The organism is Marisediminitalea aggregata, from assembly GCF_900129565.1.
Classification (GTDB): domain Bacteria; phylum Pseudomonadota; class Gammaproteobacteria; order Enterobacterales; family Alteromonadaceae; genus Alteromonas; species Alteromonas aggregata.
Genome location: NZ_FQWD01000003.1, coordinates 199,456 through 225,668, shown reverse-complemented (window position 1 = coordinate 225,668; position 26,213 = coordinate 199,456). Strand labels below are relative to the sequence as shown.

At 47.9% G+C, this 26,213-nt stretch carries 19 protein-coding genes and 1 pseudogene; 6 read left to right on the top strand and 14 right to left on the bottom strand.

Going from position 1 to position 26,213, the window contains the following annotated elements; genetic code table 11:
* The first annotated feature begins 97 nt into the window (after nucleotides 1–97).
* The gene (locus BUB81_RS09010; protein ID WP_073322774.1) at nucleotides 98–529 is read left to right on the top strand and encodes a type II toxin-antitoxin system RatA family toxin; all 432 of its coding nucleotides are present in this window, start codon (nucleotides 98–100) and stop codon (nucleotides 527–529) included.
* Complete coding sequence (locus tag BUB81_RS09005) at nucleotides 529–879, top strand: RnfH family protein (protein WP_073321698.1); 351 nt, start codon at nucleotides 529–531, stop codon at nucleotides 877–879. Before BUB81_RS09010 ends, BUB81_RS09005 begins: the two co-directional genes overlap by 1 nt.
* On the opposite strand, the gene BUB81_RS09000 is transcribed toward BUB81_RS09005, so the two are convergent.
* Complete coding sequence (locus BUB81_RS09000; protein ID WP_073321695.1) at nucleotides 876–1,355, bottom strand: MarR family winged helix-turn-helix transcriptional regulator; 480 nt, start codon at nucleotides 1,353–1,355, stop codon at nucleotides 876–878. The genes BUB81_RS09005 and BUB81_RS09000 overlap by 4 nt on opposite strands.
* A 15-nt stretch (nucleotides 1,356–1,370) precedes the next feature.
* On the bottom strand, nucleotides 1,371–3,356 hold the full coding sequence (locus tag BUB81_RS08995) for a BCCT family transporter (protein WP_073321692.1): 1,986 nt from the start codon (nucleotides 3,354–3,356) through the stop codon (nucleotides 1,371–1,373).
* A gap of 280 nt (nucleotides 3,357–3,636) precedes the next feature.
* Between BUB81_RS08995 and BUB81_RS08990 the strand changes: the two genes are divergently transcribed.
* Nucleotides 3,637–6,357: a TonB-dependent receptor gene (locus tag BUB81_RS08990; RefSeq protein ID WP_073321689.1), complete on the top strand. Its 2,721-nt coding sequence runs from the start codon at nucleotides 3,637–3,639 to the stop codon at nucleotides 6,355–6,357.
* Nucleotides 6,358–6,432: 75 nt separating this feature from the next.
* A complete protein-coding gene (locus BUB81_RS08985) occupies nucleotides 6,433–8,433 on the top strand; it encodes a tetratricopeptide repeat-containing sulfotransferase family protein (RefSeq protein WP_073321686.1) in 2,001 nt (666 codons plus the stop codon).
* A gap of 10 nt (nucleotides 8,434–8,443) precedes the next feature.
* Here BUB81_RS08985 and ppsR read toward each other — a convergent pair whose 3' ends face one another.
* Nucleotides 8,444–9,256 (bottom strand): posphoenolpyruvate synthetase regulatory kinase/phosphorylase PpsR, encoded by an 813-nt coding sequence (gene ppsR / locus BUB81_RS08980; RefSeq protein ID WP_073321683.1) that lies wholly within the window; start codon nucleotides 9,254–9,256, stop codon nucleotides 8,444–8,446.
* A gap of 191 nt (nucleotides 9,257–9,447) precedes the next feature.
* Here ppsR and ppsA point away from each other — a divergent pair, with 191 nt between their 5' ends.
* A complete protein-coding gene (gene ppsA, locus BUB81_RS08975) occupies nucleotides 9,448–11,829 on the top strand; it encodes a phosphoenolpyruvate synthase (protein WP_073321680.1) in 2,382 nt (793 codons plus the stop codon).
* A 277-nt stretch (nucleotides 11,830–12,106) separates the two neighbouring features.
* Here the strand turns inward: ppsA and BUB81_RS22470 are convergent, their stop codons facing one another.
* The 4 genes from BUB81_RS22470 to BUB81_RS08955 form a co-directional block, all read right to left on the bottom strand.
* Complete coding sequence (locus BUB81_RS22470; RefSeq protein WP_073321677.1) at nucleotides 12,107–12,610, bottom strand: prepilin-type N-terminal cleavage/methylation domain-containing protein; 504 nt, start codon at nucleotides 12,608–12,610, stop codon at nucleotides 12,107–12,109.
* Nucleotides 12,611–12,834: 224 nt separating this feature from the next.
* Entirely contained in the window at nucleotides 12,835–13,071 is a 237-nt protein-coding gene (locus BUB81_RS08965) for a PGPGW domain-containing protein (RefSeq protein WP_073321674.1), read from the bottom strand.
* 119 nt (nucleotides 13,072–13,190) lie between these two features.
* Entirely contained in the window at nucleotides 13,191–15,140 is a 1,950-nt protein-coding gene (locus BUB81_RS08960; RefSeq protein ID WP_073321671.1) for a putative bifunctional diguanylate cyclase/phosphodiesterase, read from the bottom strand.
* Between the two features lie 19 nt (nucleotides 15,141–15,159).
* The gene (locus tag BUB81_RS08955) at nucleotides 15,160–15,375 is read right to left on the bottom strand and encodes a YgaP family membrane protein (protein ID WP_073321668.1); all 216 of its coding nucleotides are present in this window, start codon (nucleotides 15,373–15,375) and stop codon (nucleotides 15,160–15,162) included.
* Nucleotides 15,376–15,645: 270 nt separating this feature from the next.
* Here BUB81_RS08955 and ydiJ point away from each other — a divergent pair, with 270 nt between their 5' ends.
* The gene (gene ydiJ, locus BUB81_RS08950; RefSeq protein WP_073321665.1) at nucleotides 15,646–18,687 is read left to right on the top strand and encodes a D-2-hydroxyglutarate dehydrogenase YdiJ; all 3,042 of its coding nucleotides are present in this window, start codon (nucleotides 15,646–15,648) and stop codon (nucleotides 18,685–18,687) included.
* A 402-nt stretch (nucleotides 18,688–19,089) separates the two neighbouring features.
* On the opposite strand, the gene BUB81_RS08945 is transcribed toward ydiJ, so the two are convergent.
* The 7 genes and pseudogenes from BUB81_RS08945 to BUB81_RS08915 all read right to left on the bottom strand — a co-directional run.
* Nucleotides 19,090–19,548, bottom strand: coding sequence for a GNAT family N-acetyltransferase (locus tag BUB81_RS08945; protein WP_073321662.1), 459 nt, complete (start codon nucleotides 19,546–19,548; stop codon nucleotides 19,090–19,092).
* A gap of 10 nt (nucleotides 19,549–19,558) precedes the next feature.
* Nucleotides 19,559–20,677 carry a cupin domain-containing protein gene (locus BUB81_RS08940; RefSeq protein ID WP_073321659.1) on the bottom strand — a complete coding sequence of 373 codons (1,119 nt, stop codon included), beginning with the start codon at nucleotides 20,675–20,677 and terminating at the stop codon, nucleotides 19,559–19,561.
* An 85-nt stretch (nucleotides 20,678–20,762) separates the two neighbouring features.
* A complete protein-coding gene (locus tag BUB81_RS08935; RefSeq protein ID WP_084526381.1) occupies nucleotides 20,763–21,947 on the bottom strand; it encodes an adenylate/guanylate cyclase domain-containing protein in 1,185 nt (394 codons plus the stop codon).
* A 46-nt stretch (nucleotides 21,948–21,993) separates the two neighbouring features.
* Nucleotides 21,994–23,367, bottom strand: a complete 1,374-nt coding sequence (gene purB, locus BUB81_RS08930) for an adenylosuccinate lyase (protein ID WP_073322772.1) — start codon at nucleotides 23,365–23,367, stop codon at nucleotides 21,994–21,996.
* A 14-nt stretch (nucleotides 23,368–23,381) separates the two neighbouring features.
* Nucleotides 23,382–24,008, bottom strand: a complete 627-nt coding sequence (hflD, locus tag BUB81_RS08925; protein ID WP_073321653.1) for a high frequency lysogenization protein HflD — start codon at nucleotides 24,006–24,008, stop codon at nucleotides 23,382–23,384.
* The gene (gene mnmA / locus BUB81_RS08920) at nucleotides 24,002–25,111 is read right to left on the bottom strand and encodes a tRNA 2-thiouridine(34) synthase MnmA (RefSeq protein WP_073321650.1); all 1,110 of its coding nucleotides are present in this window, start codon (nucleotides 25,109–25,111) and stop codon (nucleotides 24,002–24,004) included. The genes hflD and mnmA overlap by 7 nt, the downstream gene beginning before the upstream one ends.
* A gap of 196 nt (nucleotides 25,112–25,307) precedes the next feature.
* A pseudogene (locus BUB81_RS08915) lies at nucleotides 25,308–25,835 on the bottom strand (rRNA large subunit pseudouridine synthase E); the annotation flags it as partial.
* Nucleotides 25,836–26,213: the final 378 nt, after the last annotated feature.

Genomic DNA, 26,213 nt, shown 5'->3' with positions numbered 1-26,213 from the left:
AAAAATTTTGTAGTAAGGATTACAGCGATTTGGATTGTGCGCCAATGTTCAGTTTTGTGGTAAACTCCGTTCACCGTGTTACCAAGTTACGAATGATATGCCTACAATTCAGCGAAGCGCGCTGGTCGCTTATAGCGCGCAGTCAATGTTTGATCTGGTGAATGACGTGAATGCGTATTCTGAGTTTTTACCGGGTTGTTCAGACAGCAAAATCATCAGTCAGCAAGACAACGCGATGCAGGCGTCTTTGCTGATTGCAAAAGCCGGTATTAAGCAGTGGTTTACGACAGAAAACTACCTTGAACCAGCGAAAAGCATACAAATGACACTCGTTGACGGCCCTTTCAAAAAGCTCCAGGGAGGCTGGACGTTTTCCGCACTGTCAGAGTCGGCTTGTAAGATAGAATTGAATCTGCATTTTGAGTTCAAAAATCGCATGGTCGAAATGGCGTTTGGTAAAATTTTTAATAGTCTGGCCGAGAGCATGGTGAAAGCCTTTACACAACGCGCCAAGGTGGTATACGCGTAATGGACGACCTTATTAACGTAGAAGTGGCTTACGCAACACCGGAAAAACAGTCACTTATTGAACTTACGGTGCCAGTTGGCTCTACCGTAGAGCAGGCAATAATGGCCTCAGGTGTACTCGATATTCACCCGGAAATTGAACTCAAAAAAGCCAAGGTAGGGGTGTGGAATCGGGTAGTCAAACCTTCGTTAGAAGTGAACAATGGCGACCGTATTGAAGTATATCGCCCGTTAATTGCAGACCCGAAAGAAGTGCGTAAACGCCGGGCTGAAAAAGCCATTCAGGAGGGCCGGGCAGACAAAGTAACCGGTGGCCGCCCTAATCCGCTAAAAGCCGGCGCCAAAAACTAATCGTGGCGCTCGGTTAGGGTGCCTACCGCCAGTACCGGTGAGGCATCAATTTGTTCTGCATCCATCATTGAAGCAATGCGCTGCATGGTGGCTATCATCTGACTTTGTTCCCATTCCGCCAACTGACTGAATCGTTCCACAAAGTGCTCCTGTAACGGACGAGGGGCAGTCTCTACAGCTTGCTGACCTTTTTCCGTTAAGTACACGCCTACCTTGCGTTTGTCTTCAGTACTGCGAATACGGTTAGCGAGCTCGCGGGCCTCTAACCTATCCAGGATATTGGTGATGGTCGCAGGACTCAGGTTAATGTTGTCGGCAATTTCTTTTACCATGATCCCAGGTTTCTCTGCGATGTTTTGCAAAACCATTAACTGCGGTCCGGTAATGCCCACGTCTTTACTGAGTTGTTTACTTCGCAAATCGACCGCCCTGATCACTCTTCTCAGGGCTACCAGTAATTCTTCATCTTTGCGCATTTACGTTCCTGCTAATTATTTTAATAGGTGTAAAAAGTGTTGATGCTTCTGGAAGTGGTCCAGTACATCGTTTATTACGCCATCTTTAGACCATCCCATGATGTCGTAATCCTGCCCGCCTTCAGCCAGGTGAACCTCGGCGCGATAGTACGTCTGTCCTTCATCTGAGTCCAGTGTTTCTTCGGTAGACACAGGAATATCGGGCTGTCGTGTTTTGGTTAGGTAGACGGCATAAATAAAGTTATTCTGTCCGCTAAACTCAACTTCCAGCGCAACGTGCGTATCGCTGATGTCCAGGCTGGCGTTGTACTGTTGTTCAGCAAACTCTTCACGGATCTCATGCAGTGCCGGATAAACGTTGCGGATCATGTAGCCGGATACCGCCTTTTTATTCGGGAAAGTCACCAGTTCGGAAAGCCGCTCTTTCCAGGGTTTATCGTGTTCAACTACCGCTGTTTGTACCGCCGTAATTTGCAGGCTGTCGCGTTTGTGCTTTTCTATGCGTAGCGACTTTATTAAGCCGGTTATCGCGATAAGCAGAATAATGGAAAAGGGCAGTGCGGCAACAATTGTCATGGTTTGTAAAGCGCCCAGTCCACCGGCGTAGAGCAAAATCGCCGCTACTAAACCTACTGCAATGGCCCAGTATACGCGTTGCCACAGCGGCGTATCGTTGCGTCCATGGGAGCACAACATGTCTACAACCATTGCCCCTGAGTCACAGGACGTAACAAAGAAAATAATCACCATCACCAGTGCAATCACACTAATAATACTGCTAAACGGGAAGTGATCCAGGAACACAAACAGTGCAACAGCACTGTCTTCTTTTACCATATTCGCTAGTTCGGTGAACCCTTCTGTGAATACCAATTCGATTGCGGCATTGCCGAACACCGTCATCCACAACAGTGTGAAAGCCGTCGGGATCATCAGTACTCCCAGCACAAATTCCCGCAATGTGCGACCAAAGGAAATCCGCGCTATGAACAATCCGACGAAAGGTGCCCAGGCCAACCACCATCCCCAGTAGAATATTGTCCAGCCGCCGATCCAATCGGTTTTCTGGTAGGCGAATAAATTGAACGTGTTACGCACAATGTCCGACAAATACGCGCCGGTATTTTGCAGGTAAGCCTGCAATAAGAACACCGTGGGTCCCGCAATCAGAATGAATCCCAGTAGTACAACTGCCATGATCATATTGGTTTCAGACAACCGGCGGATGCCTTTTTCAAGGCCGGTCATTACCGACACAATAGCGAGTGCTACCACACCCGTCATAATGCCAATTTGCATGGCGGTGGATTTAGGGATGTCAAACACGAAGTTGAGGCCCGCGTTAATTTGACTTGCGCCCAGCCCCAGCGAGGTTGAAATACCAAAAATCGTAGCCGTTACCGCTAAGGCATCTACCACATGTCCCTGCCAACCATAAATTTTGTCGCCAATTAATGGGTACAGTGTCGACCGGAGCGTCAACGGAAGTTGATGACGAAAAGCGTAATAGCCCAATACCAAGGCAACTATCGCGTAAATCGCCCAGGCGTGGAGACCCCAATGGAAGAACGTTGTCTTCATCGCCTCTTTTACCGCTTCTACCGTGTTCGGGGTTTCAGTTGGCGGTGCCATAAAGTGCATGAGTGGCTCGGCAACACCAAAGAACATCAAGCCGATGCCCATGCCCGCCGCAAAAAGCATAGACAGCCAGGTAAGTATGGAAAATTCGGGTTTGGCGTGATCCGGCCCCAAACGTATATCGCCGTATTCTGATATACCAATAAACACCACGACCAACAAAATAACGGCCACGGTGAGTACGTAAAACCAACTACCGTTATCTACCACGGATTGTTGCATGGTGCTGAATACCGTGTTTGCCATATCGGGATTGATGACAGTAAAAATCAATAACAGCGTGATAAAAGCTGAGGCGGCAATAAATACCGGCTTGTTTAAAGATGCGGGTTGTTCTGTCGTGTGTTGCTGACTGCTTTGCAAGATTATGACCTTTCTACCAACAGTTTTTTATTCAATTGACAGAATATACAACAAAAATGCACGTCAAAAAAATCATCTGAAAAATAATTAGACAAGAAACTATATTTTGATCCTTTATGCTGTCTATTTCGTTGAAATGTGCTGTTTTATATGGATGTGCTACAATGGTTGCTTAGGTTGTGTAAAAATATAATAAGCGCAATGCAATCGATTGTATCGTTCAAATTGCATTTAATAAGAATAAATTCAATTCGTTCTAAATCTAGAAAGGGTTCATTTAATGAAAAAAACACACATCAGCTGCGCCATCGTGGCCGCACTGACTGCTCAGCAAGCTCTTGCTCAAACGCCTGACACCAAAGCGTCTATCGAAACCATTGAAGTTACCGCAACAAAACGTTCTGAATCTATTCAGGATGTGCCAGTTGCTGTTTCTGCGTTGAGCGGTGATGCGCTTGAAAACATGGGCATTGATAACTTTCAGGATTACGTAGAGTTTTTACCTAATGTCGTGTTCCAGGGAACAGGCCCGGGTCAAAACGAGATCTACATTCGTGGTGCGGCAACCACGCAGTCAAGCATTACGCTATCATCCGTTCAGGCATTGCAGCCTTCTGTTGCGTTTTATCAGGACGAAATGCCGGTTTCTATGGCTGGTCGTAACCTTGATATTTATGCAACCGACGTTCAGCGCGTTGAGGTACTGCCCGGACCACAAGGGACATTGTTTGGTGCAAGTTCTCAGGCCGGTACGGTTCGCCTGATCACCAAAAAGCCCGATCATTCAGGCTTTGCTGCTGGCTTTGACACCAGTATTTCAACCACCAAAGGCGGCGAGCTTAGCAACTCAGTTGAAGCCTATATCAATATTACGCCTACCGATGATCTGGCGTTACGTGTTGTTGCTTACAACGAAAAGCAGGGCGGCTGGATTGATAATCTGGAAAATGACCCGGGCAACGGCGGTTATATCGGAAGTGCGGTTGTCATTGACCGAATCTCTGGTGGCGCGCTGGCTGGCTATGGTGCAGACCCGGCTGAAATGGATACGCGTCGTGTCGTAAATGGCTTTACGTCTAACACCGCAGCGGTTGTTTCGCCTCGCAATGGCGAACACGTAGAAGACGATTTTAACGATGCTGTTTATTCGGGTGCGCGTATTGGTTTATCTTACCATATCAACGAGAACTGGGACTTACTGGTTCAGCACACCGAACAAACTCTGGACACCGAAGGGGTGTTTGCCTACGATCCAACTTTATCGGGTGAAAGTTCAGCAAACCGCTTCCAGGCTGATGAAAACTCAGATGAATTTGGTTTGACAACCTGGACTGTAGAAGGGCGTCTGGACAAACTGGAAATGGTTTACACCGGTGGTTATCTGGATCGCGAAATCGATACCTTAACTGATTATACCGGTTACACTAACGGAGGTTTATTCTCTGCGTATTACGTGTGTAATCACTACGACACACCCGATAATCCAGCTGACATCCGCTGTCTTGACCCAACCAAATACTATAAAGAAGACACCACCAGCACGCGTTTAACCCACGAATTTCGCGTAAATACTGACGTGGACGCGCCATGGCGAGTGACTGCAGGTCTATTCTATGACGAGCAAGAAGTCGCGTCAGTAGGTCAGTTTAAGATTGCCAACACCGAAATGGCGACCTTTGGTTTTGACGACCTGTCTTCGTCGCGTCGCTTACAAGGAAACCAGGGCATTAACAGTGACGGCGGTCCTTTCTCGCCAGAAATCAGTTTTGTGAATGATATTACACACCGCATTGAGCAAATCGCGGTATTCGGTCAGTTCGAATACGATATTACCGAAACACTGACAGCCAGTGTGGGTGCACGCTGGTATCAAATCGATGACATCTATCGCGGTGCAACAACGACCCGTGACGTGACCAGCCGTTTACAAGCTTATGGCCAAAACGTAACCGACCCGGCTGTCTATGACGGTCTTGGCCTGGATGGTGAAGGCATTGTATCGGCAATTCAAAGCGGCGATTTGGACATCAGCCTGTTGGATGATCAAGGCGTGCTGACGGTAGATGACACCATCTTTAAGTTCGGCCTGGACTGGAAAGTGTCAGACGACGTGTTGTTGTTCGCTAACTATTCAGAAGGTTTCCGTCCGCCGGTCACAAACCGTTTAGGTGGCGATGCCGCGGCTAATCAATCGGGCGCGTTTGAAGGCTTCCGTATTCCAGTGTATTCAACAACCGATACGCTGGACAACTACGAGTTAGGCCTGAAGGGGGATTTCCTCGACGGTATTCTGCGCGTTAATGCCACGGGTTATTATTCTGAAATCAGTGAGCTACAAACTTCTCGCTTCGACCCGACTAACATCAGTTTCCTGGTATTCACCGACAACGTGGGTGATGCCGAAGTGAAAGGTGTTGACGCTGATATTACCTGGTTGGCAACGGACAACCTGGTGGTTAACGCTGCATTTAGTATCCTTGATACTGAGTTAACGCGAATCAACCCAGAGCTTGAAGGCATTGCCGCTGGTGTTGGTACCGAATTGCCGTATTCAGCAAGCTTCTCTGGTAACGTGAATGCGCGTTACTACTTCGAACTGGATGGTGGCAAAGAAGGCTTTGTTAATGCGTCAGTCTCTTACACCGGTGACCGCTTAGCTGGCATGATCATGGATGCCTATGTAATGGAAGATGCAACCCAGCTTATTTATGGCACGGGTTCTGGCCTGAAAATTCAGGACGAGGCGGCAGTGTATGCAGGTGCAACCTACAACGACGCAAACGGTAATCCTTTCCGCGGCGGCCGTTACGTGCAGGAAGCCTACATGATCAGTAACGTGTCGGTAGGGATGTCAGACGATAGCTGGAAAGTTGAACTGTTTATTGACAACTTGTTCAACGAGTCAGCCATGCTGAACATCGATACGCAGCAATACACGCCTAAGGTGGTAACGAATCGCCCAAGAACAGTTGGCGTACGCTTCTCTTTTGATTATTATTAATTGAAACAAGTACCTGTGATCAGGGAATAGCGGCAAGCTTCGGCTTGCCGTTTTACTTTTCAGCTGTGAATAGCAATGGCCAATACTTCTATATCATTACTGCAAACGGTTAAACAGTCGCTACAACAAGGCAGGTTGGACAACGCCAAAGCCGCGTTGGAACAGTTATTTCTGCTCAATATTAATGAACACGAAAAAGCAGAAACGCTGTATCTGTCGGCTGTTACCTGTCGACTAGCGAAAGACTTTCAGCATGCTATTAAGCGCATCGACGATTTATTGGCGTTGCGACCGGACTACGGCCGTGCATATCAGGAGGCTGGTTACTGTTATTTAGCGATGGGCAACCAGCAGGCTGCCAGCAGTGCGTTTTTCAAAGCCACGCAATACAATCCCGCTTTGCTTACCAGCTGGCAGCAGTTATTAAAGATTTACACTCAGTTTAATGACCACCAAGCCAAAGACATTGCGCAGCAGCAGATCGCTTACTGGCAGGGATTACCCGCGCCTATTCGCGGTGGTTACGATCTGATGTACGAAAACAACCTGGTTGATGCCGAGCGTGTTTGCAGGCAATTTCTTCAGCAACACAAGCACCAGCCCGACGCCATGATGTTATTGGCAGAAATCGGCATCCAAATGAAGGTTTACCACGACGCTGAGTTTTTGTTGGAAAGCTGTATTGCGTTGTACCCCGACAACCAGCGCGCTGTGTCACTGTATGTGGGATTGTTAGCGAAGCTGGGTAAACACGACCTCATTGAGCGTCAGGTTATGGCTTTACCGGAGACTGTTCAGAACTCGACAGCAATGCAAATGGCGCTGGCGAATGCTTGTTTGGGCTTAAATAAAACGGAACAGGCCATCCGTATTTTCAACTCACTGCTTGCAGCCGATCCGGATAAACCGGCTGTTTGGCTGGCATTGGGCCACGCCCATAAAACGGCTGGCGCCGCAGAGCAGGCGGTGGAAGCCTACAAGCAGGCTGCCCATTATCATCCTTCATTTGGTGATGCTTATTGGAGCCTGGCAAATATGAAATCTTATCGGTTTACCAACGAGGAAATCAGTAAGATGCAGGACAGGGCAGAGTCTCCGTCGTTGTCGGTAGATGACAAGGTGCACTTGTGCTTTGCTTTAGGTAAAGCGCATGAGGACAGTAAACAATTCGATGCTTCCTTTGCGTATTATGAAAAAGGGAACGCACTCAAAAAGGCCACTTTATCATTTAGCATAGAACGCACCGAACAAGCCATTCTCCAACAGGTAGACGCGTTTCCTGTTGATGTCGGAGCGCCATCGCCAAAAGGCTTCCCGGCACCCGATCCTATTTTTATTGTTGGTATGCCACGAGCTGGATCCACGCTGATTGAACAAATTCTGGCGTCGCACAGTGATATTGACGGCACTATGGAGCTGCACAATATTCTCGCCCTGGCATCTCAAATAAATACGCCGGCTATGCAGTCACAATTAGCGGACCAGAAGGAGACACAATCGACGTTTGTGCCGTATCCCTTTGCGGTAGCACATCTTACGCATGACCAGCGATACCAGTTGGGTAAAGCCTATATTGAACAGACCCGTTGTTACCGGGAACAGGCCCCGTTTTTTATAGATAAAATGCCAAATAATTTTATGCACATTGGCCTTATCAAACAGATCTTGCCCAATGCAAAAATTATCGACGCACGACGAGATCCAATGGATTGCTGTTTTAGTAACTTCAAGCAATTGTTTGGTGAAGGGCAAGAGTTTTCTTATTCCCTTGATGACGTTGCCCGTTACTATCAGGCTTATTTATCACTCATGGATCACTGGCATCATTGTTATCCTGGCGACATCCTTACCGTACATCACGAGGACGTGCTGGATGATCTGCCCGGTCAGGTCGCCCGGATTCTGGACTATATTGGGGTGCCATTTGAAGAGGCTTGCGTGGCATTTCACCAAACCCAGCGGTTAATTAAAACGCCCAGCGCCGAACAGGTCAGACAGCCTATCAATCGCTCAGGGCAGGGACGGTGGAAGCCTTATGCTTCACACCTTGATGCACTCACCAAGCGCTTTCAGTAGCATCGAATATTCAGTACTTCCTACGCTGTAAGCCTGTTTCTGCAAGGATTTTGGCGGAGATCTCTTCGATGGAGTATTTGGTACTGTTCAGGAATGGGATTTTTTCTTTGCGGTAGAGGTTTTCAACTTCCCGCAATTCCATTCTGCATTGTTGCAATGACGCATACCGGCTGTTTGCGCGGCGCTCAGAGCGGATCTGGTGGAGCCTCGCAGGCTCGATGGTCAGGCCGAATAATTTTTGTTTAAAGCGCCGCAGTACGGTGGGCAACTTCAGCATGTCTCCCATATCGTCTTCAGTAAACGGATAGTTGGCAGCTTTGATGCCGTATTGCAATGCCAAATAGAGGCTCGTTGGGGTTTTACCCGAGCGGGAGACGCCGACCAAAATAATGTCCGCTTCGTGGTAATCCTTCAGATTTGACCCATCGTCATTTGCCAGTGCGTAGTTAACCGCTTCGATGCGAATGTCATAGGTTTTTTCGTGAATACTGTGGGTGCGATGTTTCTCTGGTTTTGAAGGCACGCCAATGACTTTTTCCAGCGGCGCCACAAATTGGTCGAGGAAATTGTAGTTAATACCGACCGAACGGGATATTATTCGACGAATATCAGTGTTTACTACTGTATAAAAAACGAGCGGCCTTTCGCCGCTATCTTGAAAACTTTCAGAAATTTTTTCAATTACGCCGTAAGCCTGTTCTTCAGTTTCAACAAAAGGAATTGTCTTATGATTGAATTCTGTCGGGAAAAGTGACAGTAAAGCGTGGCCAAACACCTCTGCTGTGATGGCTGTGCCGTCTGAGATATAAAATGCGGTGCGCACAACAACTCCTTAACTTTGTCGTAAATTTATTACGAAATGAAATAAAATTTTACTTTCTTATAACTGGCATTTTAGAATTTCCGTAAGGAAAATCTAGTCTGCACACCACATCAGGCCTGTTTTCCCTCTACCCTACAAGCGCATTTTAAAACCGCGCGTACAGAAATAGTTACAAGCTGGAGGCTGTAAAAGTGCAAGAATACGTACTTTGGTATCAAGAGTTAGGCATGCACGATGTTAATCGTGTTGGCGGTAAAAATGCTTCGCTCGGTGAGATGATTTCAAACCTGGCCAACGCAGGCGTACAAGTGCCTGGTGGATTTGCAACAACAGCCTATGCATTTAATGAATTTCTAGAGCAAAGTGGTCTGGAAGCGAAAATTCATGAAGTGTTGGATGCGTTGGACGTCGATGACGTAACCGCGTTGGCTGAAGCGGGTAAAAACATCCGCCAGTGGATCATCGACACACCTTTCCAGCCTGCGCTGGAGGATGCAATTAAAACCGCGTTTGCTGAGCTTCAGGGCGATGCAGGTGACGAAGCATCATTTGCGGTACGTTCTTCTGCGACGGCTGAAGACATGCCTGATGCATCGTTCGCAGGGCAGCAGGAAACGTTCCTTAATGTGAAAGGCTACGACGCTGTTATCGTTGCAGTGAAGCACGTGTTTGCGTCGCTGTTTAACGACCGGGCTATTTCTTATCGTGTTCACCAGGGTTACGACCACAAGGGCGTGGCATTGTCGGCTGGTGTTCAACGTATGGTGCGTAGTGACATCGCTTCTTCAGGCGTTATGTTCACAATCGACACCGAATCAGGCTTCGAAGATGTGGTGTTTATTACCAGTTCTTACGGATTGGGTGAAATGGTTGTACAAGGGGCAGTTAACCCTGACGAGTTTTACGTGCATAAACCTACTCTGGACAATGGTAAGCCAGCCATTGTGCGCCGTAACCTGGGCAGCAAACTGACCAAAATGATTTACTCTGAGGATCAGGACCACGGTAAGCAAGTGACTATCGTGGATATTGAGCCCGCACAGAGCAAGACCTTCTCGTTGACTGACGACGAAGTGATGGCACTGGCAAAGCAGGCGCAAATCATCGAAAAGCACTACAAGCGTCCAATGGACATTGAGTGGGCTAAAGACGGCGTAGATGGCCAGCTTTACATAGTACAGGCGCGTCCTGAAACCGTACGAAGCCGCGAAGACGCACAAACCATTGAGCGTTTCCAATTGAAAGGCAGTGCAGGCATCGTCTGTGAAGGCCGCGCGATTGGTCACAAGATTGGTGCTGGTGAGGCCAAAGTGCTTGGTTCCATTGAAGAGATGGACAAAATTATGCCCGGCGATGTGCTGGTAACCGACATGACCGACCCGGACTGGGAGCCGATCATGAAGAAGGCGTCTGCCATTGTTACTAACCGAGGCGGCCGTACTTGTCACGCGGCAATCATTGCACGTGAGCTAGGCATCCCTGCGGTGGTTGGCTGTGGAAATGCAACCGATTCTATCGAGACTGGTGACAAGATCACTGTGTCGTGTGCAGAAGGTGACACAGGTTATATCTACAATCAGGAACTGGAATTCGACGTTACGACCTCACGCATCGATGCTATGCCTGATTTGGCACTGAAAGTCATGATGAACGTGGGTAACCCTGATCGCGCATTCGATTTCGCGCGTCTGCCTCACAAAGGCGTGGGTCTTGCGCGTTTGGAATTCATTATAAACCGTATGATTGGCGTGCATCCGAAGGCATTGCTGAACTTCGACTCGCAGCCGGAAGAACTGAAAGAAGAAATCAGCGACATGATCGCTGGATACGAGTCACCGAAAGAGTATTACATCACCAAGCTGGTTGAAGGCATCTCTACTATCGGTGCGGCCTTCTCGCCAGAGAAAGTGATTGTGCGTATGTCAGACTTTAAGTCTAACGAGTACTTCAACCTGGTTGGTGGCTATCAGTACGAGCCAGACGAAGAAAACCCAATGCTGGGCTTCCGAGGCGCAAGTCGCTACATTTCTGAGGACTTCCGTGATTGTTTCGCCCTTGAGTGTGAGGCTATCAAGCGGGTACGTAACGAAATGGGCCTGACTAACGTGGAAATTATGATCCCATTTGTACGTACACTGGAAGAAGGTCAGCAGGTTATCGAACTGCTTGCAGAGCAAGGCTTGGTGAAAGGTGAAAACGGCCTGCGCATCATTATGATGTGTGAGTTACCGTCTAACGCACTGCTTGCTGACAAGTTCCTCGACATCTTCGACGGCTTCTCAATTGGCTCTAACGACCTGACACAGTTAACTCTGGGTCTGGACCGTGATTCTGGCTTAATCGCTCACTTGTTCGACGAGCGTAACGAAGCGGTAAAAGTGCTGTTGTCGATGGCTATCCGAGCTGCCAAGAAACGCGGTAAGTACGTAGGTATCTGTGGTCAGGGACCTTCAGACCACGAAGACTTCGCTGCCTGGTTAGTAGAAGAGGGCATCGATTCAGTATCACTTAACCCGGATACGGTGGTTGAAACCTGGTTGTACCTTGCTGAACAACACGGTGACAAGGCGTAAGTCTCAATCCACAGAGCAACACGCAAAGTAATCGCTCAAGCGGTTACCCAATCACAAAAGCCCATTCGGTAAACGCATGGGCTTTTTTATTACTGCATAGACGGGTTAGCTGCACTTGCCGCTAATTAAAACCAATCGCAAAAAGTAAAACCAGACCACGTTGCAGCGTGCCAGTCTTGATGTGGTGTTTATTCGTTTGAGTGGATAGACGAAATGAACAGGGGCATTGCGCCTGCTGTCCACACGAAGACAACAGGCACTCAGAATAGGGGGTAACTTAACAGTCGCTGTCTAACACCGTTATAGTCGGACTCGAACCGGCTGACTGGGCTTCAGTATAGATAACCTTGCAGTTTTCTGTTGAGCCGACACCACTTGGCAGAATAGCAAACTGATCAGTTTGCGTTACGGCTTGTGGTGCTGAATCAGTGGAAACGGCAATTCGAAAGTCAGTGCCATTTCCGCTGCCACTGCCGTCAATGTCAGCCCATGCACTCAGATTGGTTACCACATCACGAATGGCAGGGTAGCCGTACACAGTGTAAATAGTACTGCCGTTAATAACCAGATTTTCACTGGCTGAGCGCTGCTCTCCTGCGACTGCTGACTTAGCAAAAATAAGACGGGCGCCGCCATCCAGCGCCGCTTTTACGCCTTGCAGTGTCGCCTTACGGGCATCACCCTGAAAATCGATAAAGCGCGGGGCTGCAGTTACTGAAAGAATACCGAGAATGACAATGACAATGATCAGCTCAATGAGCGTAAAGCCTTGTTGTTTCATGTTTAACCTCTAAAACAATGAGTACGTCTAAACGAAAACCCCATTTAATAGTAACAGCAAAATAATTGCTACCAGTCAGCTATTATCCTTTGGGCTAGTTTTAGTCGTGCAAACGCACACCTTAAGTAATTAATTTTACTAAAGTATTAGAATTAGCGTTATCGGTAGCGCCGTAACTGAGTGCTGCTAAGTTATATTGGGTAACGGAAGACGTAAATCTCGAATTAACTTCTGTTACGGGCTTTGCGAAGACGACGACCTAACAAAAACTTGTCCAGGCGTCTGGCTGATGTGCTCATTTGATTCTGAAAAAAACGGAGCCAGCTTCTGGCACGAGGCCAATCGTAGCTCAATAAAATAAGCCCACCGATGACGAGCAGTATAGAACCGGGTAATAAGGTTAATACAATACCACCCAGGAACAACAATGCTCCCACGCTTAATCGAATCACTTTAACCATACATTACTCCTCTTTCTACACCTGCTAGTTTAACTTAATTGCCGAATAATCCTATTTTTTATATGTAAAAAAATGTAATGGCACGACACAGGGCAAGGTGCAGAGCAAATAAAATCTTCTCAGGCATTAACGGCAGACGGGGGAACGAGACCTTCTGCATTTGGATAGAGTGTTTTCCCGGCTAGGATATGTTGTTTGATTTTTTCTTCAGGTAAGGGTTTGGCAAATAAATAACCCTGGGCTATGACACAGCCCATTTCATGCAGCAATCTGGCTTGAGACAGGGTTTCCACACCCTCCGCTACCATTTTACAGCCAAATGATTGGGATAGTGTAATGGCCGACGCGACAATGGCTTTGTGGCCTGTATTGGTTTCAATATCCATCACGAAAGCCCGGTCGATTTTCAGTACATCAACGTTCAGGTGGGCCAGGTAAGACAGCGAACTCATGCCAGTACCAAAATCGTCAATGGCTAACACAATTCCGATTGCTTTAATGTTTTCCAACGCAGCTTTAATGTACTTAATATTCAGACAGGTTTCATTTTCTGTCAGCTCAATTTCGATTAAATGGGGTGATACCTGATTTTCATTTAATTTATTCTGAATATAGGTGATCAGCCCCGGATCAAGCAGATTGTAGGGCGACAGGTTGACGGCTATAGGGACTTCAATGCCTTGCTGCTGCCAACTCGCCGCTTGCGTAATGGCCTCGGCAAGAATGTAGCGTCCGAATTCCTGTACTTTTCCGCTGTCTTCAATCAGATCAATAAATTGCCCGGGCATCAGTAATCCCAAACGAGGGTGTTCCCAACGACATAATCCCTCTACACCTATGATGTTGCCGGATGCAAGATCAACTTTTGCCTGATAATGCATGATGATTTGCCTTTCTTGCATGGCATCACTGAGCTCTGCTCGCAGCTGTAAATTGTGTTTGTAGTCAGCAATTTTCCTGTCATCGTATACCTGCCAGCCATTGCGTTGTTCTTTAGCTTTGTACATCGCAGTATCTGCACAAACGATGAGTGCTTCGGGCTCCTGGGCATGCGTGGGGTAGTGAGCAATACCTATACTGGCACCGGTATTCACAGCTAAACCATTGATCATTATTGGCGTGTCACATGCGTTGACCATGTCCTGGGCTAAGTCTTCAGCACCGTCGATACTGATATCAGGTGCCCAGATAATAAACTCGTCACCGCCTATGCGAATTAGCTCCGCTGGTGAAACCACCACCTTTAATAATCTGGCTGCGACTTCTTTAAGAAGCGTGTCGCCAGCAGAATGGCCAAATGAATCGTTTACCTCTTTGAATTTATCCAGATCAATGACAAACAAACAGCCTTGCGCCACTGCTTTTACCGAGTCGGTATTCGGCAGGGCAGCGCTCAACGTATCCATTAAATACAGGCGGTTGGGTAAGCCGGTGAGCGCATCATGGGTGGCGATGGTTGCTAGCGCATCGTTGATTTCCTGAGCGCGTTTGGCAATAAGGGAAGATAGCGTAAGCGCAAGCCAAACCGCTATCCAGAACACTAATACAGACGTGATCAGCAGCCTTTTAGCAACAAATGACAGCGTCAGGTCAAGTGCGGTGGTTTCCTGAGCAAAGGTTACAGTGTGCTGCTCTCCGACATGTTGCTGCCATAAAAAGTTGCGATTATTCACTGTCACTAAGTGTGAGTCGTCTATTGGACGACTGATGGCGGTGAGTAATTGTTTTTGTTCAGTTTTCGAAAGGCGATGGCCTCGTTGCCAGGCTTCCGTTTCGCGGGTTATGTGGAATAACCTGGGCGTATCATCGTTGGGATCAGACAACAGGTTTACCAGTGAGCCAGCCTGGTCAGCGATTTTTCCTTCATGCATATCCAGCTCACTGCTTAGCAGGCGAGCCAGTTTTTGCATGGCGGTTAGTTCGGTCTGTAAACTGACGTCAGCGGTGAGCCGGTAAGAAACCGTAACGTAAATCGCAGAAATCAGTACCGATACGGCTAGGCAGGCAACGATTAACCGTGGCCTGACAGAGGTATCGCGTTTGATATGCGTTATCGGTTGTGCTGGCAAGAAAAGTACCTGCTAGGGGTTATTGTTTGCGCGTGCTAATCCCAGCAATGTGATAAACCGGACACCATCCTGATGCCAGTGAAATTAGGTTCAGAATACCGAAAATACCAAGCAGTATCTCTATGAATACATCATCGATGATGTCGCCATTGAATAGGGCAAAAGCTGTGACGCCAATACCAATCAGACCGCGTAAGGAACGATCTAAAATGTTGAGGTTAGACTCAATCGCCATATCTTATCTCACTATCGTTATTATTATCTTGTATGAAAATAGCGTTGAAACTGGAATTTTGCAAGAGATAGTGCTTTTCTCTGAATTTGCTTTGAATTTTAAAATCAATGATTTATGAAAATAAGCTGTGTTTGTCGATAAGCAGTTTCTATAGATTTTTCTCGGTTTATCAATCTATTCAACTTCCGTAGAAAATACCTGTGTTAACGGTGGAGCCAGACCGACAGGCTAGGTATACTTAGCGACCAAACTATTGACGAGAGCGTTGCCTTGAACTTACCTGTTGTACCCATCGAGTCTTCTGTTTCCGATGTTTATCGGCGTTATCTTCTAAGTCTGGAAAAATCGGCATTCGCTGGTGATATTGAATACAGCTACGGCAGCCGTTTGGCGGTTGCTACTGACAATTCTGTATATCAAAAACTACCCCAGGCCGTGGTGTTACCAAAAGGCATTAATGATCTACAGATCATCGGTGAATTAGCTAATCAGCACCCAGAGGTAAAATTCAGTGCGCGTGGAGGCGGTACCGGTACCAACGGTCAGAGCCTGACAGACGGCATTGTGGTTGATATGTCGCGCCACATGAACAAAATCCTCGAAATTAATCCGCAGGAAGGCTGGGTCCGGGTTCAGTCTGGCGTTGTTAAAGATGCACTTAACGATGCGCTTCGTCCTTATGGCTATTTTTTCTCTCCGGATTTATCTACCAGTAACCGCGCCACCATGGGCGGTATGATCAGCACTGACGCATCGGGGCAGGGCTCACTGGTGTACGGTAAAACCAGTGATCACGTATTGGGACTGACCAGCGTGCTGGCAAATGGCGAAATTCTGCAAACATCGCCAATCAGTATTGAGGACGCTGAGAAAATGGCGACGCGCAGCGATACTTACGGCCGCATTCTGCGACAAGTATTAAGTACCTGCCGCGGTAAGCGCAATGAGATCCTCGAGAAATTCCCTCGGATGAATCGTTTCTTAACCGGCTACGATCTTGAACACGCCTATGATGAAGAGCAGTCACTGATTGACGTGAGCCGCCTCATTACCGGGTCTGAGGGGTCGCTGGTGTTTGTGGCAGAAGCGAAGCTGTCGCTGACGCCAATTTCCAAACACACCGCCCTTGTCAATATTAAGTACGACAGCTTTGAATCGGCGTTACGTCATGCGCCGCGAATGATTGCTGCTCAGGCAACATCAGTAGAGACCGTTGACAGCAAAGTGCTAAACCTGGCGCGCACAGATATTATCTGGCATTCCATTTCTGACTTGATTCAGGATGTACCGGGTAAGGATATGCAAGGCCTGAACATGGTCGAATATAACAGTAACGATCTGGATGAAATTAAAGCCCGGATTGCTCGCCTTGAAGAAGAACTGTCGGCCGCTGCGGCTACTGGCGAGTATGGCGTTATCGGTTATCAGCTGACCTACGACCGTGCTGATATTAATAAAATCTACGCCATGCGGAAAAAATCGGTGGGCCTGTTGGGCAACACCAAAGGCAGCCAAAAACCCATCGCTTTTGCCGAAGATACCGGCGTTCCGCCGGAAAACCTGGCTGACTTCATTATGGAGTTCCGCGCGTTGTTGGACAGCCATGGCTTGCAGTATGGCATGTTTGGTCACGTTGATGCCGGTGTATTGCACGTTAGACCCGCGTTAGACTTGTGTGATCCGGAACAAGAAAAACTGATGCATCAAATCTCCGATGAAGTGGTCGCGTTAGTGGCAAAACACGGCGGTTTGATGTGGGGTGAGCATGGTAAAGGATTCCGCAGCGAATATGGGCCGGCATTTTTTGGCGAGTCGTTGTTTACCGAATTAAGACGAATTAAAACAGCGTTTGACCCATCGAACAAAATGAATCCGGGCAAAATCTGTACGCCATTAGATAGCACTGATGAATTAGTACGTGTGAGCGATCCGAAGCGCGCAACACTCGACAGAACTATTCCTGTTGCGTTTAAAGACGCATTTAAACCCGCCATGGAGTGTAACGGCAACGGGTTGTGCTTTAACTATGACACGACATCCCCTATGTGTCCGTCCAGTAAAATTACCAAAGACCGTCGCCATAGTCCGAAAGGGAGAGCAGGCCTTATTCGTGAGTGGGTGCGGTTACTGGCTAACCAAGGCGTCGATACAACCAAACTCTCGGCTGAGCAGTTTAAAACCAGCTGGTGGACGCGATTTAAGAATACCCGCGCGCAACACAACGATTTTTCGCATGAAGTGTTTGAAGCCATGAGCGGTTGCCTGGCTTGTAAATCCTGTTCAAATCAATGTCCGATTAAAGTGGATGTACCCGCATTCCGCTCTACGTTCTTGTCGATTTATTACCAGCGTTACCTGCGGCCAATGAAAGACCATCTGGTGGCAAACGTTGAACAAATCACCCCGTTGATGGCGAAGTTCCCAAGAGTGGTAAACACCTTCCTGGGGGCCAAATGGCTGCAGCGCTTAATTGAAAAACAAGTAGGTTATGTGGATGCGCCTTTGTTGTCGTATCCCACGCTGACACAACAACAGGACAGTGTGTTCAAGTCATTTGATTTAGCCGAACTGGCAGCAATGCCGGAATCTGAACGCCAGAAACACGTGTTGTTGGTTCAGGACCCGTTTACCAGCTATTACGATGCCCAGGTTGTGATGGACTTCGGGCGCTTGGTCAGTGAACTGGGTAAGGTGCCGGTGTTACTGCCGTTTAAACCAAACGGTAAGCCTCAGCACGTTGCTGGATTCCTGGAAGAGTTTGCTCAAACCGCTACAACAACGGCAGCATTTCTGAATGAAGTGGCAGCGTTAAATATTCCTCTGGTAGGTGTTGATACGCCACTGGTACTTTGTTACCGCGATGAATACAGCCATAGTTTAGGTGAAAAGCGAGGCGACTTTACTGTTCATACCGTCCACGAGTGGTTGCAAGCATTACCTGATGACCTGTGGGAAAGCAAAGCAGTTAGAGAACAGACGCAGCCAATGGCACTATTTGCGCATTGTACTGAGAAGACCGCATTACCTAAAACTGAACAAATCTGGCAGTCAATTTTCAGCAGTCTGGGTCAGCCTGTCGATATCGTGAAAGTGGGTTGCTGCGGCATGGCTGGTAACTATGGTCATGAAGCGCAAAACAAAGCAAACTCATTGGGCATTTATGCAATGAGTTGGGAGCAGGCGGTTGCCCGCTATCAGCCCGATCAGGTAATGGCGTCAGGTTATTCCTGTCGGAGCCAGGTTAATCGCATAGACGGTTTTAAACCCAAGCACCCGCTGCAACATTTATTGCAGTGTATAACCAGAAAATAAATTTATGACAGAACCATTTAACGAACAATAAATGGCAGCCTGGGTACACGCCTAATTCCAAAAAGCGAACCAGTTTCTGCCCCGGGAAGGGAGCCTGTTTGACAGTGTTATCACAGAACAGGGTTGATATCTCACCGTGTGGGAGATCAAAGCAATGGATCAGAAAGTCTACTGGGAAATCTCAGGCGACATGCTTACCTATGTCGCGCTGGCAGTTAATGCCACTGATGCCAGGGACGTGTAGCGTTATTTCTCGATACAATGGCAGTTGAAGGCGGAAAACCCGGAAGCAAACAACTCCCAGCGGCATGTACGTCAGATAATATTCGTTCAGTTACGTAGAGGCAGAGCAGGTAGTCTGTACACTTTTTACGAAAACGAAAGCTTTGGGGCTAGGCGACATTAATGAATGTGTTCGACGTCCGGTAAGTCGAACTTAGTAAGCTGGCACACCATTTTTTGCATGGGAACGCCAGCTTCCATAAATACCGGGCCCTCTGGCTTAAAGCCTCGGGTTTGATGGTACTCAACGCTTTCCAGCGCGGATTGAACTTTAACTTGTTGGATATTGTTTACGCTGGCTAATTTAAGTAAAGCGGAAAACAGCGTCTTGTAGACAGTCATATTGCGATAGCCTCGTAAGACAGCAATTCTGCCGAGTTCACCGGTTTGCGTTAATCTGCCGGTCGCGATGGGCTTTTTGTTTTCACCTATTACCAACACGTGATGCGCGTCTGTGTCGAGTTCGTCAAACTCTGCACTTTCAGGTAACTGCCACTCCAATACAAAAACGGTTCGTCGCAGCGCTTCGAGATGTGGTCTTGCTGTGTGCCATCTGACTGCTTCGATACTATAAATCATAGTTGTCCCGCTATTCGTCCAAAAAGTGGTAATACCCCATATTGATCAGTGTAGTAAATGATGAAATTATGTCCAGTTTGCTTGGATGACTGTCAAAGTCAGTAAGATAAATGGCATTTTTTGACAGTAAGTTCGCTAAAAATGCATGATCTTCACATTCATGGGCAACTTTCTCACCGTTCACAAATAGCCATTTGGATGCGCGTTCGTGCATTATTGGCCGCAGTCCTGTTAAGCCTAGCAGTGGTTCTCCTGCTTCAAAGGACTCTACTGTGTAACGCTCTGTCGCGTTATGCTCTGGCGGCTCTGGCTCAATCGACTGGTCACTGAGCATTGTCAGCAAAGACAATAAAAATGCCGGTGAATCTACTGCATCATGCAATAGTTGTCGGAGGTTCTGCGTGTCGCTTTCCGATACCCATACAGGCGATGTAATCGAAGCGCGTTGGCTGTCAGTAAAGCGTTCGGCCTGACATCCCTGACCACTGAAATGCTCAGCGAGAAAACCGCTTAACTGTGACTGCTCCGGGGCTCTGAAACCAACCGAATAGGTCAGGCAGGGTGTAATAGCTTTGCCATCGTGCGGCCATCCTGGCGGGATGTACAATACATCACCTGGCGCCAATTCACAGTCGATAACGGGGTCAAAATCTTCTACTTGTCTTAGGCCTGGCGCAGTGACCTTTTCATCGGATGTATCCGGGCGGCCCACACGCCAGCGTCTGCTGCCTTTCCCCTGTACTAAAAATACGTCGTACTGGTCGAGGTGCGGCCCAACGCCCGCGCCGGGTACCGCGTAACTGATCATCAGGTCGTCCATACGCCAATAAGGCAAAAAATTGAACTGTGCCATTAATTCCGCGCCTTCAGGCACGACACGGTCGACACCTTGTACCAGCAGGCTCCAGAGCCCCTGGCAATCATCGAAATCGTCAAACGGGCCCTGAATGACTTGCCAGTGTTGTTCGTGAAAGCGTACGATACGGCTATCCAATTCAGGTTCCATGGCCAAGCCGGCGAGTTCATGCTCGTCAACGAAATCTTCAAAATTCGGCAAAAATTGCCTTAACACACAGGGCTTCTGCTGCCAGTATTCACGTAGAAACACTTCACTATTAAACGGCGCCACATCGTTTTCCTGTTGGGGAACTCACTGGCGTCTATCATAACAGAATCAGGGCCTTGTCGTTGCTGATGGCAGACAATTTATCGCGTCAGTGTGCTGAAGGGCTAAATTCGTAACAACCTTTGGTCTGCGGGTGTTTATGGCTACGCAGAGCATGATAAGAACTGGTTGTATCCAGATTCAGCAGGGCTGCGGTGTTTGCGCAGCAGCGAATGGTAGCAGATGTGCAGGTTTGTTCCAGATAGGCTGCAAGATTGACGGTTTGCCCCCAAACGTCAAACTGTGGCCGCTGACTCCCAATCATACCAGCTGAGAGCGGCCCGGTAGCAATGCCGATACGCAATTGGAAGGGAATGGGACTGCGTCGGGACAGGCGGGAAATGAGCTGATGTAGCTCCAGTGCAAAATCCATGACTACCTGACAGTTGAGATGGTCTTTACCTTGAAGTGGCCCAATCGCTATATACTGGTCGCCGTTAGTCTTGATTTTTTCAAGCCCATAACGGGCAAGACGTTTATCAATTCGACGAAACAGGGCTTTCATCATTGCCAGCGTTTTATCGTCACCTTCGCAGCGGTTAATTTGCGTATATCCGGCTAAATCGGCAAACAACACCGTTACGCAATCAAATTTGCGGGTGACGCCCAAAGGCCAGAGCAGGTCGGGTTTATCCGGTTCGTTGGGAACGAACCTCGACAACGTGTTAACTGAGTTTGTATGCGCCGATCTCAGGTGTTGCCATCGCAATAAAGTCACATGCTGAAATACCCGATAGATAACCAAACAGATGACACCGAGGGTAATATCATTACAAAACTGAATGAGCGTATAAAGCTCGTTGTTTACATACAGAAACGTGCTGATAAACACATACAGCAGTAGCCCGATAGCCACCATGGTGTGCTGAATGTTGCGCTCCTGCCGGGTAAAAACAAAACCGGCAATGACCAGCGAAAGCAACAAAAAATAATGTGTGTTGGTAACCGCTGGCCACAGCTTAATGGCGATGACCAGATAACTGAAGTAAAGCAAAAACAGACCCGATTTGATGCGGGGCTGTGCAAGGTTATTTCGGCGCTTCAATAAAGCGCTTAGTGCTAGCAGATATAACAGCCACACGGTTACCTTGGTTAGATTCACCGGCACTTCGAGCAGGATCAATGGCAGTTGCATTACCAGCATGAAACAATACAAGTAAAGCACGTATTGTAATGTACGCTGTAAATACTGATAAGTGGGAACGGGTGAAACGGAAGACGAATGTATAATCATGGTAGCCCTCACAGGATGTAAGTGCTACCAGATTATCAGTAGTGGCTTAGTCCAGTAACTGATCTACCAGACGGATTGCGTCGCCAATATAAGCTTGTGGCGTGAGTTGTTTCAGCTGTACTTTTGCAGCTTCAGGCATTTCCAGGCCGTCAATAAACTCAGCAATCACTTCGGCATTCACTTTCTTACCGCGCGTTAGTTCTTTCAGCTTTTCGTATGGCTTTTCAATGCCGTAACGACGCATAACTGTTTGAATTGGCTCTGCCAGCAACTCCCAGTTGTTATTCAGCTCGTCAAGCAGACTCTGTTCGTTGACTTCTAACTTACTGATCCCTTTCAGAGACGCCTGGTACGCAATAACTGTGTAGCCGACACCCACACCCAAATTACGCAACACAGTGGAGTCAGTCAGGTCACGCTGCCAGCGAGATACTGGTAGTTTCGCTGCCAGGTGGTCGAAAATGGCGTTAGCGATACCCAAGTTGCCTTCAGAGTTTTCGAAGTCGATTGGGTTAACTTTGTGTGGCATGGTTGATGAACCAATTTCGCCTGCGACGGTTTTTTGCTTGAAGTGACCCAGTGCAATGTAACCCCACACATCGCGATCGAAGTCGATCAGAATGGTGTTGAAACGCGCAATGGCATCAAACAGCTCAGCAATGTAGTCGTGTGGCTCAATTTGCGTGGTGTAAGGGTTCCACGTTACGCCCAGGCTGGTCACGAATTTTTCAGAGATGGCATGCCAATCCAGCTCAGGGTAGGCAGACAAGTGAGCGTTATAGTTACCCACTGCACCATTGATTTTACCCAGAATGCTTACCGCTGCAATTTGCTCGCGCTGACGCTTTAAACGCACCGCGACGTTAGCCATTTCTTTACCCATTGTAGTAGGAGAAGCGGGCTGGCCGTGGGTACGTGCCATCATTGGCACCGTGCGGTATTTACGCGCTAGGTCAGTAATCGCATCAATTAACTGATCAACATAGGGCAGGATCACGGTTTCACGCGCTGCGTTGCACATTAATGCGTGAGACAGGTTGTTGATATCTTCTGATGTACAGGCAAAGTGAATAAACTCGTTGATGGCGTTTAATTCACTGTTGTCAGCTACTTTTTCTTTCAGAAAATACTCAACCGCTTTCACGTCGTGGTTAGTGGTGCGTTCGATTTCTTTGATGCGGCGTGCATCGTCTACTGAAAACTCGGCAACAATGCTGTCTAACAGGGCATTAGACTGAGGTGAAAACGCCGGAACTTCCTGAATACCTTCCTGGTTAGAAAGCATTTGTAACCAGCGTACTTCTACTTCAACACGGTATTTAAGTAAGCCATATTCGCTGAATATGTGTCTTAACTCACTACATTTCGAGGCATACCGACCATCGACCGGAGAAATCGCCGTTAATTGGGAAAGATCCACCTTTTGCTCCTCAATCAATTAATTAATCTGAGCGCTTGTTTAGCGCCTTGCAGAATAGATTTACGTTTAAATATGATCTGTCGTCGCTGTCCGCCCATCTGACGCCATAATACCGCAGCGCGCACGCCGGCAAGTAAAAGTGCTCTCACTCGGTGCTGATTCAGGGGCTGACTTAAGTTATTTGGGTTACCCGCGATTTGGATTTTCGGGGCGAGGGGACTAATGACATCCGAATAAATACTCGCCAGAGATTGCAGGATTTGCGGGTTATCAAAATCTACGTGGGCCAATTGACGCTGAACGTGAGCAATACGCTCACCCAGCATGGCCATGGCTTTTTTGTTGCGGGCTAGCTTGCGCTCGAGCCCCAGAATACTTGCCACGTAGCGGGTAATTTCTGTGTCTTTCTTACTGCTGTGGTCACCTAGTTGGGCCACAATGACCTGGAATCCTTGCTTGAGGTTTTCCAATTGGCCAAAAATCTGCTGGGGCGTGTCAGACTCGGTTACCAGAATACTCGACAGGCTGGCTTCAACGGCAAGCGAGTCGGCTTGTCCGGTGCGAGCCACTGATTGCACGAGTTGTGCAGCCTGGCAAACGCCGGCTAAACCCAGTTGTTGTTCGATATTGGCGTCTAACATTCGCGAATATAACTCTCGATAATGCCACCACCCAAGCACACTTCGTCCTGATAGAAAACTGCAGACTGGCCAGGCGTCACTGCTTTTTGTGGTGAGTCAAATTTCACTTCTACCTGCCCGTCGGCCAGAGGCGTGACAGTACAAGGAATATCCTGTTGGCGGTATCGGGTTTTCACTGCGGCTCTGAATGGCGCCTCAGGCACTTTACGGTCGACCCAATGAAGCTGGTTTGCTATCAGTCCGTTCGAAAACAGGCGAGGGTGGTTTGCCCCCTGACCAACAACCAGTACGTTTCTGGCAACGTCTTTGTCTACGACGTACCAAGGATCATCGCCAAAGTCTTTTAAACCGCCAATATGGAGTCCTTTTCGCTGACCCAATGTGTGATACATCAGGCCCTCGTGGGTGCCAATTTCTTCGCCTTCGGCAGTTTCAATGACACCTGGTTGTGCTGGCAGGTAACGGCTCAGAAAATCTTTAAACTTCCGCTCACCAATAAAACAAATGCCTGTGCTGTCTTTTTTATCGTGGGTGATTAACCCTTGTTCTTCAGCAATTTCGCGAACCCGGGGTTTTTCAATTTCGCCAACCGGGAACAAGGTTTTAGCAACGTGTTCTTCGCCCAGCGTATACAAGAAATAGCTTTGGTCTTTATTGTCGTCATGACCGCGCAGCATCTGCCAGTGACCATCGACCTCACGGCGGCGTACATAGTGCCCGGTAGCGATGTAATCTGCGCCTAAATCTTCTGCGGCGTATTCGAGAAACGCTTTGAATTTGATCTCTTTGTTACACATGATGTCCGGGTTAGGTGTGCGGCCGGCTTTGTATTCTTCCAGGAAGTACTCGAACACGTTGTCCCAGTACTCGGCTGCAAAATTAATCGTGTGTAACTCTATGCCGAGCTTGTCGGCAACGGCCTGGGCATCTGCCAGGTCTTCTGCAGCAGCGCAATATTCGTCATTGTCGTCTTCTTCCCAGTTTTTCATAAACAGGCCTTCAACCTGGTAGCCCTGTTGCATAAGCAGGTAGGCTGACACAGATGAATCCACACCGCCGGACATACCGACAATGACTTTTTGTTTAGCTGGGGTAACCGACATAGTAGTAATTGCGTGCTCTTTACAGTTTAATGGGGCGCGGATTCTAACAGAATTCCCTGTGTATGGCACGATTTTAGCGTGATTTATTATGCCTTTTTGGCATTTTACGTTTGCTATCCGAAGGCTGTTTGCGGCGCGCGGAATGTTTTCTTAACGTCGGTTTTGGTGCAGGCAAGTCATCCGGACCAGGCATGCTCACGAAACTGCCATTTTCAATACCATCAATCGTCCAGTTGCCCACGCGATAGCGAATCAGTCGCAGCGTTGGATAACCGACATGCGCGGTCATTCGTCGCACCTGACGATTGCGGCCTTCACTGATGGTAATACTCAACCAGGTAGTGGGGATGTGCTTGCGCTCCCGAATTGGCGGTTCACGTTCCCAAACCGCCGGTGGTGCCATACGCGATACCTTGGCAGGCAGAGTCATGCCGTCTTTCAGTTCAACGCCGGTTTCCAGTGCCTGTATGGCGTGATTGTCGACATCACCTTCTACTTGCACCCAATATGTTTTGCTGGTTTTGGCCTTGGGGTGGGTGAGTTTGTGCTGCAGTGCGCCGTTGTCGGTCAGCACCAGTAAGCCCTCGGAATCCCGGTCCAGTCGACCTGCTGCATAAACACCCGGCTGGTCGATATAGTCTTTTAATGTTTTACGACCATCGGCATCGGTAAATTGCGACAAGACCATATAAGGTTTATTGAAAAGGATGATGGTGGAAGACATAAATTTACCGAATTCAGAATCAGTAAACAGTTTACCAAAGCTGTAGTTTTTCCACAGCCTGAACTGAAAATTTGTCGAAAATTCCCGTTCGAGGTGAAAAATTAGCCAAAAAACGAAGTTTTTAACCCGAACTCTGTAATTAAGACAAAGGTATGACTTGTAACTGATTCGCTTGACCCTATACTAAAGACCTTAATAATTTTCACGCGCAGCGTATGCGATGACGTTGGCCTGAACAGTGACAGAAAGACCGCTTGGTAATACCAATTTACATTGCCGAGTTTTTTGTGTGCGTGATAATAAAAGTCTGTCAGGTTAATGAAAACTACAAATAGGAAAAAGACGATCTTGTTGCCCTACAGGCCACAGGTATTTGTT

Excerpts from the sequence above, each read along its gene's own strand:
- mnmA (WP_073321650.1), bottom strand. The coding sequence starts at position 25,111 with ATGTCGGTTACCCCAGCTAAACAAAAAGTCATTGTCGGTATGTCCGGC.
- BUB81_RS08985 (WP_073321686.1), top strand. The coding sequence starts at position 6,433 with ATGGCCAATACTTCTATATCATTACTGCAAACGGTTAAACAGTCGCTA.
- BUB81_RS22470 (WP_073321677.1), bottom strand. The coding sequence starts at position 12,610 with ATGAAACAACAAGGCTTTACGCTCATTGAGCTGATCATTGTCATTGTC.
- hflD (WP_073321653.1), bottom strand. The coding sequence starts at position 24,008 with ATGTTAGACGCCAATATCGAACAACAACTGGGTTTAGCCGGCGTTTGC.
- BUB81_RS08945 (WP_073321662.1), bottom strand. The coding sequence starts at position 19,548 with ATGATTTATAGTATCGAAGCAGTCAGATGGCACACAGCAAGACCACAT.
- BUB81_RS09010 (WP_073322774.1), top strand. The coding sequence starts at position 98 with ATGCCTACAATTCAGCGAAGCGCGCTGGTCGCTTATAGCGCGCAGTCA.
- BUB81_RS09005 (WP_073321698.1), top strand. The coding sequence starts at position 529 with ATGGACGACCTTATTAACGTAGAAGTGGCTTACGCAACACCGGAAAAA.
- BUB81_RS08935 (WP_084526381.1), bottom strand. The coding sequence starts at position 21,947 with ATGATTATACATTCGTCTTCCGTTTCACCCGTTCCCACTTATCAGTAT.
- BUB81_RS08990 (WP_073321689.1), top strand. The coding sequence starts at position 3,637 with ATGAAAAAAACACACATCAGCTGCGCCATCGTGGCCGCACTGACTGCT.
- BUB81_RS08955 (WP_073321668.1), bottom strand. The coding sequence starts at position 15,375 with ATGGCGATTGAGTCTAACCTCAACATTTTAGATCGTTCCTTACGCGGT.
- BUB81_RS09000 (WP_073321695.1), bottom strand. The coding sequence starts at position 1,355 with ATGCGCAAAGATGAAGAATTACTGGTAGCCCTGAGAAGAGTGATCAGG.
- BUB81_RS08965 (WP_073321674.1), bottom strand. The coding sequence starts at position 13,071 with ATGGTTAAAGTGATTCGATTAAGCGTGGGAGCATTGTTGTTCCTGGGT.